The organism is Pseudomonas sp. TH32 (assembly GCF_016650855.1).
Taxonomy (GTDB): domain Bacteria; phylum Pseudomonadota; class Gammaproteobacteria; order Pseudomonadales; family Pseudomonadaceae; genus Aquipseudomonas.
On record NZ_JAEKFA010000002.1, the window covers coordinates 3,865,339 to 3,883,440 of the forward strand.

At 59.6% G+C, this 18,102-nt stretch carries 20 protein-coding genes; 13 read left to right on the forward strand and 7 right to left on the reverse strand.

Annotation, left to right across the window (positions count from 1 at the left end; translation table 11 throughout):
• Positions 1 to 13 precede the first annotated feature (13 nt).
• The 6 genes from argH to JFV30_RS21305 all read left to right on the forward strand — a co-directional run bounded on the left by argH (position 14) and on the right by JFV30_RS21305 (position 6,436).
• Positions 14 to 1,441 carry an argininosuccinate lyase gene (argH, locus tag JFV30_RS21280; RefSeq protein ID WP_010169780.1) on the forward strand — a complete coding sequence of 476 codons (1,428 nt, stop codon included), beginning with the start codon at positions 14 to 16 and terminating at the stop codon, positions 1,439 to 1,441.
• A 120-nt stretch (positions 1,442 to 1,561) separates the two neighbouring features.
• Entirely contained in the window at positions 1,562 to 2,440 is an 879-nt protein-coding gene (locus JFV30_RS21285; protein WP_003211504.1) for an amino acid ABC transporter permease, read from the forward strand.
• 23 nt (positions 2,441 to 2,463) lie between these two features.
• Positions 2,464 to 3,228 carry an amino acid ABC transporter ATP-binding protein gene (locus JFV30_RS21290; protein ID WP_003211502.1) on the forward strand — a complete coding sequence of 255 codons (765 nt, stop codon included), beginning with the start codon at positions 2,464 to 2,466 and terminating at the stop codon, positions 3,226 to 3,228.
• Between the two features lie 25 nt (positions 3,229 to 3,253).
• Complete coding sequence (locus JFV30_RS21295) at positions 3,254 to 4,075, forward strand: ABC transporter substrate-binding protein (protein WP_201125110.1); 822 nt, start codon at positions 3,254 to 3,256, stop codon at positions 4,073 to 4,075.
• A gap of 176 nt (positions 4,076 to 4,251) precedes the next feature.
• Complete coding sequence (locus JFV30_RS21300; protein ID WP_169386048.1) at positions 4,252 to 5,421, forward strand: MFS transporter; 1,170 nt, start codon at positions 4,252 to 4,254, stop codon at positions 5,419 to 5,421.
• A 64-nt stretch (positions 5,422 to 5,485) separates the two neighbouring features.
• Positions 5,486 to 6,436, forward strand: coding sequence for a hypothetical protein (locus tag JFV30_RS21305; RefSeq protein ID WP_201125111.1), 951 nt, complete (start codon positions 5,486 to 5,488; stop codon positions 6,434 to 6,436).
• Between the two features lie 12 nt (positions 6,437 to 6,448).
• Here JFV30_RS21305 and JFV30_RS21310 read toward each other — a convergent pair whose 3' ends face one another.
• From JFV30_RS21310 to JFV30_RS21320, 3 genes are all read right to left on the reverse strand, one after another.
• The gene (locus JFV30_RS21310; protein ID WP_201125112.1) at positions 6,449 to 7,105 is read right to left on the reverse strand and encodes a DUF6933 domain-containing protein; all 657 of its coding nucleotides are present in this window, start codon (positions 7,103 to 7,105) and stop codon (positions 6,449 to 6,451) included.
• A gap of 45 nt (positions 7,106 to 7,150) precedes the next feature.
• Positions 7,151 to 7,513, reverse strand: a complete 363-nt coding sequence (locus JFV30_RS21315; protein ID WP_201125113.1) for a hypothetical protein — start codon at positions 7,511 to 7,513, stop codon at positions 7,151 to 7,153.
• A 78-nt stretch (positions 7,514 to 7,591) separates the two neighbouring features.
• Positions 7,592 to 8,398, reverse strand: coding sequence for a sulfite exporter TauE/SafE family protein (locus tag JFV30_RS21320; RefSeq protein WP_201125114.1), 807 nt, complete (start codon positions 8,396 to 8,398; stop codon positions 7,592 to 7,594).
• A 115-nt stretch (positions 8,399 to 8,513) separates the two neighbouring features.
• Between JFV30_RS21320 and JFV30_RS21325 the strand changes: the two genes are divergently transcribed.
• The 4 genes from JFV30_RS21325 (at position 8,514) to JFV30_RS21340 (ending at position 10,432) form a co-directional block, all read left to right on the forward strand.
• Entirely contained in the window at positions 8,514 to 9,284 is a 771-nt protein-coding gene (locus JFV30_RS21325; protein WP_201125115.1) for an AraC family transcriptional regulator, read from the forward strand.
• A 104-nt stretch (positions 9,285 to 9,388) separates the two neighbouring features.
• Positions 9,389 to 9,709, forward strand: a complete 321-nt coding sequence (locus JFV30_RS21330) for a helix-turn-helix domain-containing protein (protein WP_201125116.1) — start codon at positions 9,389 to 9,391, stop codon at positions 9,707 to 9,709.
• 68 nt (positions 9,710 to 9,777) lie between these two features.
• Positions 9,778 to 10,119, forward strand: a complete 342-nt coding sequence (locus JFV30_RS21335) for a type II toxin-antitoxin system RelE/ParE family toxin (protein ID WP_274610299.1) — start codon at positions 9,778 to 9,780, stop codon at positions 10,117 to 10,119.
• Positions 10,094 to 10,432, forward strand: coding sequence for a helix-turn-helix domain-containing protein (locus JFV30_RS21340; protein ID WP_169386056.1), 339 nt, complete (start codon positions 10,094 to 10,096; stop codon positions 10,430 to 10,432). Before JFV30_RS21335 ends, JFV30_RS21340 begins: the two co-directional genes overlap by 26 nt.
• Positions 10,433 to 10,466: 34 nt before the next feature.
• Here JFV30_RS21340 and JFV30_RS21345 read toward each other — a convergent pair whose 3' ends face one another.
• Positions 10,467 to 11,405, reverse strand: coding sequence for a GlxA family transcriptional regulator (locus JFV30_RS21345; RefSeq protein ID WP_201125117.1), 939 nt, complete (start codon positions 11,403 to 11,405; stop codon positions 10,467 to 10,469).
• Positions 11,406 to 11,521: 116 nt separating this feature from the next.
• On the opposite strand from JFV30_RS21345, the gene JFV30_RS21350 reads away from it, so the two are divergent.
• Positions 11,522 to 12,316 carry an SDR family NAD(P)-dependent oxidoreductase gene (locus tag JFV30_RS21350; protein ID WP_201125118.1) on the forward strand — a complete coding sequence of 265 codons (795 nt, stop codon included), beginning with the start codon at positions 11,522 to 11,524 and terminating at the stop codon, positions 12,314 to 12,316.
• A 6-nt stretch (positions 12,317 to 12,322) separates the two neighbouring features.
• Here the strand turns inward: JFV30_RS21350 and JFV30_RS21355 are convergent, their stop codons facing one another.
• The 3 genes from JFV30_RS21355 to JFV30_RS21365 all read right to left on the reverse strand — a co-directional run bounded on the left by JFV30_RS21355 (position 12,323) and on the right by JFV30_RS21365 (position 16,012).
• Positions 12,323 to 13,705 carry an amidase family protein gene (locus tag JFV30_RS21355; protein ID WP_446739865.1) on the reverse strand — a complete coding sequence of 461 codons (1,383 nt, stop codon included), beginning with the start codon at positions 13,703 to 13,705 and terminating at the stop codon, positions 12,323 to 12,325.
• Positions 13,706 to 13,917: 212 nt separating this feature from the next.
• Positions 13,918 to 14,679 (reverse strand): hypothetical protein, encoded by a 762-nt coding sequence (locus tag JFV30_RS21360; protein ID WP_201125119.1) that lies wholly within the window; start codon positions 14,677 to 14,679, stop codon positions 13,918 to 13,920.
• A gap of 274 nt (positions 14,680 to 14,953) precedes the next feature.
• Complete coding sequence (locus tag JFV30_RS21365; protein WP_169386060.1) at positions 14,954 to 16,012, reverse strand: MBL fold metallo-hydrolase; 1,059 nt, start codon at positions 16,010 to 16,012, stop codon at positions 14,954 to 14,956.
• 124 nt (positions 16,013 to 16,136) lie between these two features.
• On the opposite strand from JFV30_RS21365, the gene JFV30_RS21370 reads away from it, so the two are divergent.
• On the forward strand, positions 16,137 to 16,757 hold the full coding sequence (locus JFV30_RS21370; protein ID WP_010169794.1) for a TetR/AcrR family transcriptional regulator: 621 nt from the start codon (positions 16,137 to 16,139) through the stop codon (positions 16,755 to 16,757).
• A 190-nt stretch (positions 16,758 to 16,947) separates the two neighbouring features.
• Positions 16,948 to 18,006 carry a diguanylate cyclase gene (locus JFV30_RS21375; RefSeq protein WP_201125120.1) on the forward strand — a complete coding sequence of 353 codons (1,059 nt, stop codon included), beginning with the start codon at positions 16,948 to 16,950 and terminating at the stop codon, positions 18,004 to 18,006.
• Positions 18,007 to 18,102 lie beyond the last annotated feature (96 nt).

Below are 18,102 nucleotides of genomic sequence, written 5' to 3' on the forward strand. Positions count from 1 at the left end.
CGTGAGGAACACCATGTCTCAGCCCACCGATCGCCTCTGGGGTGCTCGTTTCAAGTCCGGCCCATCCGCTGCTTTGGCCGCGCTGTCCCGTTGCCCTGAGCGCTATTTCCGCCTGACGCCCTACGACCTGGCCGGCTCCCGGGCCCATGCCCGTGAGTTGCAGCGCGCCGGGTTGCTGGATGAGTCGGAAACCTTGCGCACCCTGGAAGCGCTGGACCGGATCGGTGAGGACTTTGCCGCTGGCCGCCTGCACCCGACGCTGGATGACGAGGATGTGCACACCTTCATCGAGCGGGTGTTGACCGAGCGTTTGGGCGCCTTGGGCGGCAAGCTGCGCGCCGGGCGTTCGCGTAATGACCAGACCGCCAACGATTTGCGCCTCTTCCTGCGGGACCACGCGCGCACCATCACCACCGAGGTGCTGGGTTTGCAGCAGGCGCTGGTGGACCAGGCTGAGCAGCATATCGAGAGCATCTGCCCGGGGTTTACCCACTTGCAGCAAGCACAACCGATTGTGTTCGCCCATCACTTGCTGGCTCACGCGCAATCGATGCTGCGGGATGTGCAGCGTTTGGTGGATTGGGATGCGCGCACGGCGTTGTCGCCGTTGGGTGCTGCGGCGATGGCAGGCTCGGCGATTGCTCGTCAGCCGGAACATTCGGCCAAGGAGATGGGTTACACCGGGCCGTGCGAAAACTCGATCGACGCTGTAGCCAGCCGTGACCACGTGGCGGAGTTTCTGTTTGTGGCGGGCATGCTCGGGGTGAATATTTCGCGGCTGTCGGAGGAGTTTTGCCTGTGGTCGTCGCGGCAGTTTCGCTGGGTGCAGTTGGACGATGCCTACGCCACCGGTAGCTCGATCATGCCGCAGAAGAAGAACCCGGACATTGCCGAACTGGCGCGGGGTAAGGCTGGACGCTTGATTGGCAACCTGACCGGGTTGATGTCGACGCTCAAGTCCTTGCCGCTGTCGTACAACCGCGATTTGAGTGAAGACAAGCACAGCGTGTTGGACAGTGTGGATACGTTGCTGCTGGTGCTGCCGGCGATGGCCGGGATGGTCGCGACGATGAAGGTGCAGGTGGAAGAGCTGCGGCGCCAGGCGCCGATGGGGTTCACCCTGGCGACTGAGGTGGCGGATTGGTTGGCCACCCGTGGTGTGCCGTTCAAGGAGGCGCATGAGATTACCGGCGCCTTGGTGCAGGCCTGTGAGAAGCATGAGATTGAATTGTGGGAAGCCTCGCCGGCGCTGTTGGCGGAGGTGGATACACGCCTGACACCTGAGGTGCGTGAGTGCCTGACCCTGGAAGCAGCGATTGCGGCGCGCAGTGGTTGGGGTGGCACGGCGCCGGAGCGGGTAAGGGAGCAGATTGGGCGGTTGAAGGTGGCGTTGGCAGCTCAGCAGCAGTGGGCTGAGCGTTACACCGGCTTTCGAATTTAGCGCCCACCTTGTAGGAGTCCGGCTTGCCGGCGATAGCGTTCTTGAAAGCGCAATCGCCGGCAAGCCGGGCTCCTACAAGGATGTTGGTATCCAGTTAGATCGTTGTTTTGGAGAGTCACCATGAAACAAACCCCGGCAGAGCGCTTGCAAGCCGAGCGCCAGCAGACCGAGAACCAGTTCGATATCACCCAGTACGAGCACGTGCCCCGTCGCTATTACGGGCGGATGTTTTTCGCCACGTTGATCGTGATCGCCCTGGCCGCCTTGCTGCGTGCATTCGCCAATGGTCAGATCGAATGGTCCTACATCGGTCAGTTCCTCACGTCCGAGGCGATTATCTGGGGCTTGGTGAATACCATCATCATGTCGATCCTGGCCATGGCGCTGGGGGTGGTGATCGGGGTGATCACCGCCATCATGCGCATGTCGGCCAACCCGATCCTGCGTTACGTGGCCATCACCTACACCTGGCTGTTTCGTGGCACGCCGCTGATTCTGCAACTGCTGTTGTGGTTCAACCTGGCGCTGATTTTCCCGGTGATCGCGATTCCCGGGCTGTTCAGCATCGACACCGTGGACCTGATGACGCCGTTCGTGGCCGCCCTCCTCGGCCTGAGTATCAACCAGGGTGCCTACACCGCCGAAGTGGTGCGCGCCGGCCTGTTGTCGGTGGACACCGGCCAGTACGAAGCTGCCAAGTCCATCGGTATGCCGAGCCTTCAGGCGCTGCGTAGGGTGATTCTGCCCCAAGCGATGCGGGTGATCATTCCGCCTGTAGGCAACGAGTTCATCAGCATGGTGAAAATGACCAGCCTGGCGAGTGTGATCCAGTACTCGGAGCTGCTGCACAACGCGCAAAACATCTACTACGCCAACGCCCGGGTCATGGAGCTGCTGATTGTTGCCGGCATCTGGTACCTGGCGGTGGTGACTGTTCTTTCATTCGGTCAGAGCCGCCTTGAGCGTCGTTTTGCCCGCGGCGCCGGCAAGCGTTCGTAAGCCCTGACTGAGGAGATTTGCCCATGAGAAGCATCGTCAAGGCCGTGAACCTGAACAAGTACTACGACCAGTACCACGCGTTGCAGGACATCAACCTGGAAGTCGAACAAGGCGAAGTGCTGTGCATTATCGGCCCGTCCGGTTCCGGCAAAAGTACCCTGTTGCGCTGCGTCAATCAGTTGGAAAAAATTGACAAGGGCGGCCTGTGGGTCGACGGCGAACTGGTGGGTTACCGGGTCGTCGGCAACAAGCTGCATGAATTGAATGAATCGCAGATCGCCCGTCAGCGCCTGGCCACCGGCATGGTGTTTCAGCGCTTCAATTTGTTCCCGCACATGACGGTGTTGCAGAACATCATCGAAGGCCCGTGCCAGGTGCTCAAGCGCTCACCCAAGGAAGCCACCGAGGACGCGCTGGAGTTGCTGGCCCGGGTCGGTCTGGCGGACAAGCGCAATGCCTACCCGGTGGAGTTGTCCGGCGGCCAGCAACAGCGTGTGGCGATTGCCCGTGCGTTGGCGATGCGCCCCAAGCTGATGTTGTTTGACGAACCCACGTCAGCCCTCGACCCGGAGCTGGTAGGAGAAGTGCTGTCGGTGATGCGCGACTTGGCCACCACCGGCATGACCATGATTGTGGTCACCCATGAGCTGGGCTTCGCCCGCGAAGTGTCCAACCGCATGGTGTTTATGGATGCCGGCCAGATTGTGGAAGCCGGCAGCCCTGAAGAAATTCTAATAAGCCCACAAAACCCGCGTACCCAAAGCTTTATTTCTGCCGTTCGCACTTAACTAAAAAACTAACGAGAACGCCCCCATGAAAAATCTGTTTCTTCCAAGTTTGCTCGTAGGCCTGATGGCCTCCACTTCGGTTTTGGCGGCATTGCCGGCAGCGATCAAGGACAAGGGTGAGATCAGCGCGGCCATCGTGCCGAACTACCCGCCGATGGATTTCAAGGACACCGCCACCAACAAACTCGCCGGCCTGGACTTTGACCTGGGCAACGCCCTGGCCGAACGTCTGGGGGTAAAGATCAAGTGGCAGGAAACCGGCTTCGAACAGATGCTCAGCGGCCTGACCACCAAGCGCGTGGACATCGTGCTGTCGGGCATGAGCGACACCGCCGAGCGCCAGAAGGCGGTGACCTTTATCGACTACTTCACCAGCGGCCCGCAGTTCTACACCCTGGCCAAGCGTGAAGACCTCAAGGAATTGACTGACCTGTGCGGTAAGAAAGTCGGCACCAGCCGACGTACCACCTGGCCGTCGGAAATTGCCGCGTGGAGCAAGGAAAACTGCGAAAAAGCCGGTAAGCCAGCGATCGTGGTGATTGGCACTGAAGGCTCGGCGGATGCCCGGGCGCAGTTGCAGCAGAACCGTCTGGATGCGGCGATGCAGGGCAGTGAAACCATTCCTTACCTGATGTCGCTGGACAAGGGTAAGTACAAGCCGGTGGGCCTGGCGATTTCCAAGCAGTTCACCGGGTTGGGGATTGAGAAGAGCAATACCGAATTGGTCACGGCCATCAGCGAAGCACTGCAGGGCATGATTGATGACGGAACGTACGGCAAGATCCTGAAGAAGTGGGACCTGGAGCAGGGTGCGGTGGAAAAAATCAGCATCAATGCCGGCCAGTAACACCGCGTAACCCTGTGGGAGCCGGGCTTGCCCGCGATGGCGGTGAGTCAGGCGACGAATATACAAGCTGACCCACCGCCATCGCAGGCAAGCCAGCTCCCACATTTGATCTTCATTGATCTGTAGAACCATGCTCGGTTTGACTACGCATTTATGACAAGGACATCCGCACCACCGTGGCCACCTACTCCCTGGTAATCCGCCGCCTGATGATCTGCTCGGTGACCATCGTCGTCAGCCGAGCCATGACCAGTCCGCTACTCGCGCTGTTGCTCAGCACCCGCCTGGGCCTCAACCAGCAAGACATCGGCTTGCTGATGGGCATCGCCGTGTTCATCGCCACCCTGCTGGGCCTCTACGGCGGCTACATCATCGACCGCCTGGAAAAGCGCAAGCTGCTGATCCTGGCGATGCTCTCCAGCTCTATCGGTTTTTTGTTGCTGACCTTTGCCAGCAACCTGTACCTGACCACCCTGACCCTGGTGATCACCGAAGCCGCTTCGGCGCTGTTCCTGATCGGCTCCAAGGCGATCATCAGCGAGAACCTGCCGGTGGGCCAGCGCGCCAAGGTGTTTTCCCTGCGCTACACCCTGACCAATGTCGGCTACGCCACCGGCCCGATGCTCGGCGTGGTGATTGCGGGCCAGATGCCCTTGGCGCCGTTCCTGATCGCCAGCGCTATTGCCTTTGGCAGCCTGTTCCTGATGATCGGCATCCCGCCGACCCAGCGCGACGACAGCAATAAGCCGTTAAGTTTTCTCAGCACCCTGAGGACGTTGCGCAGTGATCGCACCTTGATCCTGTTTACCAGTGGCAGCCTGTTGAGCACCATTGTCCACGGGCGCTACACCCTGTATCTGTCGCAGTTTCTGCTGGTGGCCTACAAGCCGGAGAGCGCGCTGAAAATTCTCTCCGCGGTGCTGGCGTGCAACGCCATCACGGTAATTCTGATGCAGTACCAGATTGGCCGCTTTCTCAAGCGAGAACAGCTGCGCTACTGGATCGTGCTCGGCACCTCGCTGTTCATTGCGGGGCTGATCGGCTTCAGCATGGCGGACGGCCTGGTGTCGTGGTGTGTCGCAATGTTCGTGTTCACCCTGGGGGAGATGATCATCTACCCGTCCGAGTTCCTGTTTATCGACACCATCGCCCCCGACGCCCTGCGCGGCAGCTATTACGGTGCGCAGAACCTGGCGGCATTTGGCGGCGCATTGAGCCCGGTGATCTGCGGCTATCTGCTGATCAATGCCTCGCCCGCCTCGATGTTCTATGTATTGAGCGGGCTGACGGCGGTGGGCGGCACCTTGTGCTTCTTGAGTGGCCGGCGGGTGACGGTGCGTACGTGATTTCTGCTGATATTTGCGCGATATCCCGCTATTAATAGCGAAATCTCTCACGGACCCGAGCCCCATGAAATTCGACACGGCCTACAGCCTGAGTCTCGACGACAAGCTGTCGATCTATGACGTGCGCGACCTGAATTTCGACGAAACCGCCGCCTTCGATTCCGACAAGGACAGCTTCCTGTGCCCCAACGACGAATGCCGGGCGGCGTTTGCGGCAGGCAATGTGCTAGGCACGTTCAATGCGAAAAACGTCAACTACCTGCGCACACCGCACTTCAAGAATGTCCCCAGCACCCGGCATATCGAAGGCTGCCGCTACGCCAGCCGCCAGGCCGGAAAAGGTGAAGCTGAGGATGGTCCGGAGGAGAATTTCCCGTCGGAATTTGTCCTGACGCGACGCCAGTACGAACGCAAGACACCGGTGATCGGTGCCGAGGGTGGCACCCCACAAGAACCACCGAAAACGCCCACAACCCGCAGCGCCGTGTCTTACAGCTCAAGCGACACCACCCCGGACAAAACCAGCGTCTTCGCCCACCCGGTGGAGTGCTACGTGTCCAATATCGGCGACAAGGACAAGCTTAAAAGCATGCCCTTGAAGATCGGCGATCACACCGCGACCTATTGGACGTTTTTCAAGAAGATCGAATACCTGCAAGACAACAAAGGCTTGATCTACTGGGGCAAGATCAAGGCGATCAAGGACTACACCAGCAGCTTTCGCATCGACTTCGAAAAGAAGGCCTGGCTCGACAAGAAGCCCTACTCCATCAACGTTTACCTGAGCAAAAAACTGATCGAGAACTACCGCAAGCGCAAAGCGTTCCTGGAGCAGATCAAGGCGGCGGTGGACAGTGAGCGGGCTTTGTATTGCTTCTTCTACGGGGTAACGCCGGAGCTGAAACAGGTGCCGAGCAAGAAGAACCCCGAGCAAACGTTCGGCGTGTTCAGTGCCAATATCGAGAACCTGGACCACCTGATTATTCGCGAGGCGCCGGGGTTGGAAGAACGATAATGCGATTCCGGGTCAGGCCCTTCGTCTGAACAGACCGTACTTTTCACGTGCAAGTGCGGCGCCCGCAGGGTCCAAGCCGCCTACCGTGACCAACCAATGAATCAGCATTTCCTCATCCGGCCAGTGAAGCCCCCTCACATCTTTCAAGCTTCGAGGCGTATGGTTGATTTGAGCGTCGTAATGCAGAGCGCTCCAGGACGTTGCGGCAAGATCCACGCCTTCTGCGTCCACCTCAAAATTCCGCAATATTTCGTTGATTTGAGTCTGCGCACTCCGATCACCCCGCTGCTGCAGGTAGTACGACTCGACCAAACTGACGAATTGCTGCTCAGGTACCGACGGATCAACCAAATCCAAAACATCAGATTTTAAGGCGAGATCCAAAACGCCACTTATCCAGCGATTAATAAAGGTGTGTACAAAGCTATCGGCGTCGGCCTTTTTCATATCAAAAAACACCATGCAATAGCGGGTTTTCAGATGTATCGCCAACAACACATGTTTACGTTGCACCGTCGCGGCATGGACCAGCCACTGATGCGGGTCGGCGTACAGGTCATCGCCCTGGCTCTCCTGTGGCGGTGCTTTTTGAACCGGGGTGATTTTTTTGCCTTTGTGAACCCGGCTAAAAAAATCGCTAGCCGCCTGCGTACAATTAAAACTTAGCATTAATGTATTTCCTGAACATTTTGCCTGAAGTCAAAGACAAGATTTTCAGTCGCCTGAAACCTGTTCAGCAACCCACTCGATGTCATAACGCTGCCTGACCGCGTAGCTGATAGCACTCAATGTCTCTTCGCTTAATACCGACAACTCTGAATCGGTCAACAAATCATGGCTGATCATTTGCGCAAGGCTCTCGCGGGCTTTCGAACGACTGTAGAAATCAAACATTCGGACGATATCGTTATCGCGATCCCTGGTGAGGCGATACAGCGTCCTGTACCGAGCCTCGGCAGACAGTGTTTCGCGCTCGCTGATGGTCTTTGCAGCAGCCAGGACGCCTAGGTAAAAGCGTTCAAGCGCCAATGCCCTGAGGGCCTTGAACTTCTTCCAATCGCTTTCGGAAATGGACACCACACTCCCCGATCACTTTTTTTTGAATAAAGAAGTAACCCTAGCCCTGCGACTGAAAGAACGCAAAAGCCACTTGCGTCAGACCAACATGCTCACCATCACCGCGCCCAACAACCCGATATACACCCGCGCATGCAGCGCGTCCGGGATGCGGCCGATCCACGGCGTAGCCAGGCGAATGCCCAGCAGCGAGCCCAGGGTGAGGATGGCAAACGCCAGCAAGTCGACATAGCCGACAAACCACGCGCCCAATTCCACCTTGGCGAATCCCGCCATGACCATGTAGGTAAAGGTACCGGCCAGCGCCACCGGCACACTCAACGGGTTGGCCATGGACGTGGCCTGGGACATGCTCAAGCCGCACCGGCGCAACAGCGGCACCGTCATCACGCTGCCGCCCACCCCCAGGAAGGTCGCGATCAACCCAATGGCAATGCCGCCGCCCGTCACTTCCGCGCTGCCCAGGCGCCGTGGTTGGCGCGTGTCGTCCTGGCTGAGAAAGCCCCTGCGCAACAGGCAATCGACGAGGGTGACTGCCAGGTAAGCGATAAAGGCATAGCGGATGAAATTGCCGCTGGCGAATATTGCAGCGCCTGCCCCCAGCACTGCGCCGATCGCGATAAACCCGCCCAACGGCCACAGGTAATGGCGAATCAGATTACCTTTGCGGCGGTGTTTTCCGGTGGCGATCAGCGCGTTGACGATCATCACACAGGTGGAGGTGGCGACGGCGATATGCATCGCCGATTCACTTACGCCCGACTCGTGGCTGAGGCTGAGGATGCCGTACAGCAACGGCACCACCACGAACCCGCCGCCGAATCCGAACAGCACGGCGGTCACGCCGGTCATGCAGCCGAACAGCGCCAGTAATAAATAGAGCATCGCGCATCGCCTTCAGAATCGGAGAGAGCTGACGACGATAGAGATTCAAGACTTGGCCCGCTTGCGCAAGTCGGCCAATAATATGTGAGACTTTGCCACTCTCGGAATCAGCTCCATGCGTAACGTTTCCATCGCCCAATTGGACCTGACGCCACGTACCGTCGTGGCGATCGGCACCGACTATCCCCACGGCTATCTGCTCAAGCGCCATAGCCATCGGCGCGGGCAGTTGTTGTATGGCGCCACCGGGGTGATGCAAGTCAGCACCGAGGAAGGCAATTGGGTGGTGCCGCCCCAGCGCGCCGTGTGGATTCCCGCCCAGGTGCCCCATGAGGTGCTGATGCTCGGTGTGTCGACCCGTAGCCTGTATATCGAACCCCAGGCCGTCGCCGAGTTGGGGCCCAACTGCCACGTCATCAGCATTTCGCCTCTGATGCGTCAGTTGCTGATTGATGCGGTGGAGATGCCCCTCGAGTATGAAGAAACCGGGCGCGACGGCACGCTGATCAGCCTGCTGCTGCACGAACTGGCACGCGCCGCGCACTTGCCGCTGCATATCCCGCTGCCGCAAGACCCGCGCCTGCTTGCCTTGTGCCTGGGGTTTCTGCAGCAGCCCGATGTGCATCAGTCGCCGGTTCAATGGGCCGAGCACTCGCACCTGAGCCTGCGCACCTTCAGCCGGCATTTTCGCCAGCAAACCGGCTTGAGCTTCCTGCAATGGCGCCAGCGAGCCTGCGTGGTGCAGGCCCTGGCGCGGCTAGCCAGCGGCGAAAGCGTCACCCGGATCGCCCTGGACCTGGGTTACGAAAACCCGGCGGCTTTTTCCAGCATGTTCCGGCGGGTGCTTGGCCACGCACCGAGTACCTACCTTGAAGAGGCCAAATAGAGCGGCGGCCACCCTATCGAAAAAATCCAGTTGATGAGCGGTCAAAACAACTGTACAAAAACACAGTATAGTTTGCCCTCCCCCGTCGAACCTGGAGAAAGCCCATGTCCTCTCTGGCACTGAGCAGCACCGTAGAACAGCAGATCGTCCTTCACCAATTTACCCCGAGGCACAGCGTGCAGGCCCGCCTCATGCTGGGCTGGAGCCGGGAAGACCTGGCCCGGGAAGCGGAAGTGGACGTGGATTCGCTTCAGCGTTTTGAGAGCCATGGCGAGGTGGATGATGCCGTCCGCCTGAGTGTGGCGTTTCGCCTGGAGGCTGAAGGGTTGGTGTTTTTCCCGGGGTTTGCGCCGGGGTGGGGGATGAGTGTGAGGGGCTCTTTGCCCTTGTCGTCAGAGCATTCAGCGGTTGAAACGGCTGATTGAGATTTCTCTTTGCACTGACGTTTATCCCTATTTAGGTATATCCTCTCATGAGTTCATAGAAGCCACTCCTGTGGGTGGGCGGTAGCAAGAAAGATCTGCAGCAAATGCCTGGGGCTGTTCAAGATGTGTTTGGCTTTGCGCTCCACCTTGCTCAGGGAGGAAGCAAGCACTCACAAACCAAGGCACTGAAAGGGTTTGGCGGTAATGCGGTGCTTGAGGTCGTCGAGGATTGCGACGGCAACACTTATCGAGGGGTATATACCGTCCGTTTTGACTCAGCTGTTTACGTCCTCCATTGCTTCCAGAAGAAGTCGACAAAAGGCATCGCTACGGCACAGCACGACATACAACTGATCAAACAGCGACTCAAGGCGGCACAGGATCATGCACAAGCATCACAACGCGATTGAGATCGAAGAAAGCAGCGGCAATGTCTATGAAGACATCGGGCAACCCGACGCCAGTGAAATGCAGGTCAAGGCTCAACTGGCGGCGAAGATCGGGGAGATTCTCAAGACACGAAACCTCACTCAGGCACAAGCGTCCGTCATCCTTGGTTTATCGCAGCCCAAGGTGTCTGAAATGCTGCGTGGCAGGTTCCGGGGTATCAGTGAAGCCAAGATGCTTGAGTGTTTGTCCCGCCTGGGGCGAGATGTGCAAATCGTCATTACGGCTGCGCCCGCTTCGCGTACTCAAGGGCGTATTGAAGTGCTATTCGCCTGAGCTGCCCAAGGTTCTGGCCACCGTAAATTGACGTCTATGCCTGCAACTGCAACGCCCGGCGGATCATTTGTGGCGGCTGGCCAAACGCCCGCAGAAAGGCACGACGCATGCGCTCCGGGTCTCCGAACCCCGTCTCCCGCGCGACGACATCGATGGAATGGCTGCCGGATTCGAGCATCAGCCGCGCGGCTTCAATGCGCAGGTGTTCGACCGCCTTGGCCGGGGACTGGCCGGTTTCGGCGCGGAATAGTCGGCTGAACTGGCGCGGGCTGAGGTGCGCCGCTTCGGCCAGTTGCTCTACCGAGAGATCCTCCTTCAGGTGTCCTTTGGCCCAGGCCAGAGCGGTTTGTACACGGTCGGATTTGGGGTCCAGTTCCAGCAGCGCGGAAAACTGCGACTGGCCACCGGCACGGCGATGGTAGACCACCAGTTTCTTCGCGACGTCGCGGGCCACTTCCACACCCAGGTCGTGCTCTACCAGGGCCAGGGCCAGGTCGATGCAGGCGGTCATCCCGGCGGACGTCCATAAAGGGCCATCGACGGTGAAGATCCGGTCTTCCTCGAGCTTCACGTTGGGGTAGCGCTGGCGAAACGTCATGGCGTGGTACCAGTGGGTGGTTGCCTTGCGCCCCTCCAACAGCCCGGCCGCGGCCAGGTGGAACGAACCGGTACAGGCCGACGTGACCCGGCGCGACGCCGTCAATGACGCCTGCAAATAGCCCACCATGCCAGGCGTGGGCTCCAGTAATTCGTTGTCCCCCAGCACCACGATCGTGTCGTAGTCCTGCTGCCCAAAGGCCAGGCTATCGATGGCAAAGCCCATGGAGCTTTTGATCGGCCCACCGTGCTCCGACAGCAAGTCGACGCGATAGAACGGTCGCCCCACCACGAAGTTGGCAAATTCGAACACGCTGCTGGTGGACAGGCTGAGCACCTGAAAACCGGGAAACAGCACGATACCGACGGACACCATGACCAAACCCTCATGTCTCTAAAGGTGGGATATATGACATTGCAGCCACTACATTACACCCATAATCTTGGGTCTAACAAGGCCGATCCTCTCCCCGGCCATTTGGAGCAACTGCCATGTCACAACACAAAGGTTATGCCCTGATCACCGGTGCTTCGTCTGGAATAGGCGCGGTGTATGCCGACCGCCTGGCTCGTGCCGGCTACGACCTGATTCTGGTGGCCCGCAACCAGCAACGCCTGGAGCAACTGGCAACCCGCTTGAAGGCCAGCACTCAACGTAACGTCGAGGTGATAGCCGCCGACCTCAATCTGCCGGCCGACCTGGCGCGGATCGCCCAGGTTACCCACGACGACGGCCGTATCAGCCTGCTGGTGAATAACGCCGGCGTAGGAGCCACCGCTTCGCTGCTGGAGTCGGACGCCGACAAAATGGACGCAATGATCCTGCTGAACGTACTGGCGCTGACCCGCCTGGCCAAGGCTGCAGCAACCAACTTTGTCGCCCAGGGTCGCGGCACGATTATCAACATCGGCTCAATTGTCGCCCTCGCCCCCAAGCTGCTGAACGGCGTCTATGGCGGCACCAAGGCCTTCGTGCAGGCCTTCAGCGAATCGTTGCAGCATGAACTTGCCGACAAGGGCGTGGTGGTTCAGGTCGTGCTGCCGGGCGCCACTGCCACGGAGTTCTGGGACATTGCAGGGCTGCCTGTGAACAACCTGCCGGAAACCATGGTGATGACCACCGAAAATCTGGTGGACGCTGCCCTCGCCGGCCTTGCCCAGGGTGAACGCGTGACGATCCCTTCGCTGTCGGACAGTGCGGATTGGGAGGCGTACGAAAGCGCGCGGCTGGCATTGGGTCCGAACCTGTCGCACCGTAATCCTGCCGCACGCTACGGGTTGAACTGAACCGGATTAACCCGGCCCGGGAATGAATGCAGGCTCCCTGATTGCCAGGGAGGCCTGCTCATACCCGTAGGCAACCGAGAGCAACGTGGGTTCGTTCAAACTCGCACCGTAGAAATGAAGCGCCGTCGGCATACCGTCATCGTCCATGCCGGACGGCACGGAGATTCCCGGGTAACCGGCCGCCGCTGCGAAGTAGTAGCTGTCTGAAAGGAAGTTCGACACGATTGCATCCAGCTTGTGCTCGGTCAGTGGTTTGTTGACGGTGCCCTTGAAAATCGGGCTGATAGCGGCCCACAGCCCTTCCCGCACGTCATCGCTCACGTCCAGGTCCTTGATCATGGTGAGCAGCCCTTGGTCGGGAACGCCCGGCCCGGTGTTGCGCTCGTTGAACTCAACCAGCTCTGACAACGATTTCACCGGCAACCCTTCCCGCCCGGCCAGGTACGCCTCAAGCTTTTGCTTAACGTCGGCGTACAGGGCGAGGCTATAACTGTCGTAGGTATCGTCCGACACACCTTCGGCCAGCTTTCCCACCGGTACCAGTGTCGCGCCCTTGGCCTGCAGCAAGGTGAGAGCGTCTGCAAAATGCTGCCTGTCGGCTCTGATATCAGGGTCTTCGGCGTCATCCGCCGATAACTCAGGCAAGGGCGTGTAGCCTATGCGTTTGCCCACCAGCGAGTCAGGCGTGAGCCCGCTGGTGTGATGGTTTGTTTCGGTCATCGCATCCAGTGCTTGCGCAGCATCTCGCACGGTGCGGGTGAAGGTACCCACCGTGTCCAGGCGCGAGCTGGTCATCACCCCTTCGGTACTCACCAGGCCCACGGTGGGTTTGAAGCCAATCACACCGTTATAGGCCGCCGGCGCAATGATCGATCCATTGGTTTCGACCCCCAGTGCCAACGGCACCAACCCTTGGGCCACCGCTACGGCCGAGCCTGTACTCGAACCCGCCGGCTGGCCATTTAATCGGTGAGGGTTGAGGGTTTGACCGCCCCGGGAACTCCAGCCGTTGACCGGCGTGTCAGAGCGAAAATTGGACAACTCGCTCATGTTGGTTTTTCCGACGATGACCACGCCCGCCTTCAACAGGTTATCCACCACCCGGGCATTTTTTGCGGCAGGTGTACCCACCAGCGCCGATGACCCCGCGCTGGTCTGCATCTTGTCGCTGGTGTCGAAGACGTCTTTGAGAGCAATCGGCACACCATGCAAAGGGCCACGCACCTTGCCGCCGGCGCGCTCCCTGTCCAGTGCGCGGGCGTTCTCACGGGCATCCGGATTGATTTCAATAAACGCGTTGCCGCCCTGCAGGCCCTTGTCCAGGTTGGCTATTTGTCTGAGCGAATCCCTCACCACCGCCTCCGAACTGACTCCGTTGGGGCTGGCCATGTCGGCCGCCAACGCCTGCGCACTCCGGAAGCCCTGCGGCGCATTCGTTATCGCGTCGAAAACACCTGTACTCCATCCCGCGCCCAAGTTTGGCCCAATCATTGATGACTCCCCGGCTGTCTGAAGGTGAGGGGTATCACTTGATAACCCTGGCTCAGTCTAAGAAGAGAATCACTCAATGGCGTTGGGGCAAATCTCCCAAATTTGTGCGATCACTCGCTCCGCGAAGTAGGCCCGTCAGGACTGCTCTTGTCCGCCAACAGCACCTGCCGGAAACCGTGCACCAGCGTCGCCAGGCGATCTCCGGCCCACCGCGCCCCATAGAACCAGACACCGGCCGATACACCCTCGACGTCAGCGCCGACCGGTAGGCAGAAACGCGGATGAACAGTGGTGGAAGCACGATGGAAAGCGGGGTTTTGTGCGTCGGATATCAGCGCGTCCAACTGATACTCAGTGACCCGCTCGTCGATCTCATTACTGTGGGCAAGGCTGAAATACCGCGTGTCATCCGCGATCAGGGCCGGCACGGGCACCAACTGGGCACCGGCAGTGCGCAGCAGGCTCAATACCCGGGAAAAATACTTGCTGTGGGAGACGGCTTCCCGACGCTCACCGCACCTGTATTCACCGGCAAAACCGATACGGCTGCCGGCGAGCGACGGAGTATTCCTCAAATGCCCGGCATCGGCGACCGGGGGAATCTCCACCATCACCTTCCCTTCGGGTTCGACGCCGCTCAAGGCGACCAGTGACAGCGCGGGGTCGCGCACGGTGCGCATCATGGGGCCCGGGATATCGAACCTCGGGCCTGGATCAACGCCCAGAGGACTCCCGGCGTGAAGACTGGCGCCAAACTCGAGCCCGCCCTGGTGCGTACTTTTATCGACAATCGCACCACCGCCGTGGCTGCCGAACACCAGTGGCGTCGAGCCAGGCTCGTGGCCCTTTTCTGCCGCAGCAATACCGGGCATGACAACGGCCGTTTCTCCAAGCACGGGGGCCTGATGTTGCGATGCTTCGACGGCACTCCCTCAACCTTGTCCGTCACCGGAACGTCAGGTGCGGGGCCGGATCCTTTCCCGGGCAACAACGGCCGGATCGTCAGTGACACGCCCGGCCCTATCCCTTTCCCGCTGTTATCGTCCATATATCCCACTCCTCGAAGGTTCTAACGAGGAGCAATTGCACCTTTTTGTCGGGAGGGGCGTATGTCGGAAATGGCTTGCAGCGCCCGCTGCCAAGCCCTTACCCGATGACGTGCTCTTCGCTGCCTTGATGCTCAACCTCCAGCCACCAGGCCTGCCCGCGCTCCGGCTGATTGAGCATGAACGCCTGCCCCATCGGCGGCGTGGTGATGGACACATTACGCTCCCACGCCAGCGCCATGATGCGGTCGAAGGGTTCGTGCCACGCGTGAAATGCCAGGTCGAACGTGCCGTTGTGGATCGGCAGCAGCCAGCGGCCCTTCAAGTCGATGTGCGCCTGCAGGGTTTCTTCCGGCTGCATGTGAACGTGTGGCCAGTCGACGTTGTAGGCGCCGGTTTCCATCAGGGTCAGATCGAACGGACCGTACTGCTCGCCGATGCGCTTGAAGCCGTCGAAATAGCCGGTATCACCGCTGAAGAAAATCCGTCGTGGACCGTCGATCATCACCCACGAGCACCACAGCGTCTGGTTTCCATCGAACAGGCCACGACCGGAAAAATGCTGGGCCGGGGTCGAAACAAAACGGATCCCGTCGACTTCGGTGCCCTGCCACCAGTCCAGTTGCCGCACCTTGCTGGCGTCCACGCCCCACTTGACCAGCGTATCGCCCACACCCAGCGGCGCGAGGAAGTAGCGGGTCTTGTCCGCCAGTTGCACCACTGCCTTGTGGTCCAGGTGGTCGTAGTGATTGTGGGAAAGAATCACCGCCTCGATCGGCGGCAGGTCCTCAAGGCTGATCGGCGGCTGGTGGAAGCGCTTGGGGCCGGCCCAACTGAAGGGCGACGCACGCTCGGCGAACACCGGGTCGGTCAGCCAGAACTTGCCGCGCATTTTCAGCAGCACAGTGGAGTGCCCGAGGCGGAAAACGCTGTGGTCGGGGGCGGCAAACAGTTGCTCGCGGGTCAGCGGCTGCACCGGGATCTCACCCACCGGCCGTGTACTGCGAGGCTTCTGGAAGAGCATCTTCCACATGATGCCCAGGGTTTTGCCCAAGCCGCCATGCTGGATGGGCTTTTGATTGGTGAAGTGACCTTGATGCTGTTCGGAAGACTTGGGCGCTGAAGAAGAACTGTCGAGACGGGTTGAGATCGTGGCCATTACCGAGGAACTCCTGCAGACTGCTCAAAAAATTACACTGCACAGTGTAGTTTCTAGATTGCAACAAAACCGGGAGCAAGTAAACTACCGAGTGTAAGTTTCCCTTCAGAGCCGAAATCCCCCCATGACTGCACCCCAGCGCCTCACCGACCGTAAACGCGAAGCCATCGTGGCAGCCGCCATTGCCGAGTTTCGCGACAACGGGTTCGAGGTCACCAGTATGGACAAGATTGCTGCCACCGCGGGGGTTTCCAAGCGCACGGTGTACAACCACTTCCCGAGCAAGGAGGAGCTGTTCGCCGAAATCCTGCACCAGCTGTGGGCCAGCAGCGTTGCCCAACTGGACGTCAGCTACGCCAGTGACCGGCCGCTGCGCGAGCAACTGCGCGGGCTGCTGCAAGCCAAGATGACGATGATGTCGGACGCCAACTTCCTCGACCTGGCTCGCGTGGCGATTGCCGCCACCATCCATTCGCCGGAACGCGCCCAGGACATGGTCAACCGCCTGAGCAAACGCGAAGAAGGGTTCACCCAATGGGTGCGCGCCGCCCAGGAAGATGGCCGGTTGAGCTGCACCGACCCGTGCTTCGCGGCCCACCAGGTACAAAGCCTGCTCAAGGCTTTCGCCTTCTGGCCGCAGATCACCCTGGGCCAGCCCACGCTGGACGCCGATGCCCAGGCAAGCGTCATTGAGTCTGCCATCGACCTGTTCCTGGCCGGCTATGAGGTCGTGCCACGGCACTGACCTGTTGCAGGAACGACACCCAAGGTCGTTTTTTGACTTATTCGTCTCATGTCCTTTGCAAATGGCCCCGAAGGACACTGATTATTCCCACGCGAATAACTGACAATATTCATACGTATTATCCGACCAGTGGTTTTCCCGATCACGTGTGCCGTCGTACCTGCAAAAAAAAGAATCGACCCAGGAATCTATGGAAAACCAACGAGGCAAAGGGCTGTCATTTGCCAGACGTATCTACAGGCCAAGGATCATCGGCCTGGGCATCGGCTGCATCAGCGTCATCGCTGCGCTTTACCCACTGCACATGCCAGGCTGGGTCTGGGCGTTGCTGCTGTTCAATGGTTTTGGCTGGGCGCACCTGGCGTATCAGCTTTCCTCTCGCTCCGACTTCCCCTACAAGGCTGAACGACGAAACCTGCTGTACGACTCGCTGCTCGGCGGGTTCTGGGCGGCCACCACCCAGTTCACGCCCCTGACGGCGGTGACCATCCTGTCGATGATGACCATGAACAACGTCGCCGCCGGCGGCAAACGCCTGTTCTTTCACGGCATCGTGGCGCAATTGGCGGGCATCGGCGTGTCATGGCTGCTGTTCGGGATGACCTTCAATCCCGACGTCAGCCTGATCCAGGTCTACGCCTGCCTGCCGATGCTGACGCTGTATCCCATGGCCCTGGGCATGGTCTGCTACCGCCTGGCGATCAAATTGTCGGAACACAAACGCGCCCTGAGTGCCCTGAGCCGCACTGACAGCCTCACCGGCCTGCTCAACCACGGTTCGTGGAAAGACCTGCTGCACCTGAAGTTTCACAAGTGCCAGCAACAACACGTGCACGCCACCATCGCGCTGATCGACATCGACCACTTCAAGCAGATCAACGACAGCTATGGGCACATCATCGGTGACCAGGTACTGCGCCAACTGAGCCTGGAACTGCGGCGCAACCTGCGGGAAAACGACCTGGCCGGGCGTTACGGCGGCGACGAATTCTGTGTGATTCTTCCGGACATGCCCCTGGAACAGGCCGCGCAGGTGATGGAGCGCATGCGCGAAGTGTTCAGTAATTATCGCAACCCGGAAATTCCCGAGCTCAGGGTCAGCCTGAGCATTGGCCTGGCCTCGTTCCAACCCGCCTTCACCGACGCGGCCATGTGGCTCAACGCAGCGGACCGAGCGTTGTATGCCGCCAAGGACACCGGCCGTAACCGGGTCAATATCAGCGACTACGCGGTCGCCCATACCGCCTGAAACCCGCGCACTGCACCTCGTCTGAATTAAACGCAGCCGTCACCGACCGATAGCATAATGCCGCCATTGGTCGGCAGCCGTAGAACTTCTTGCTGG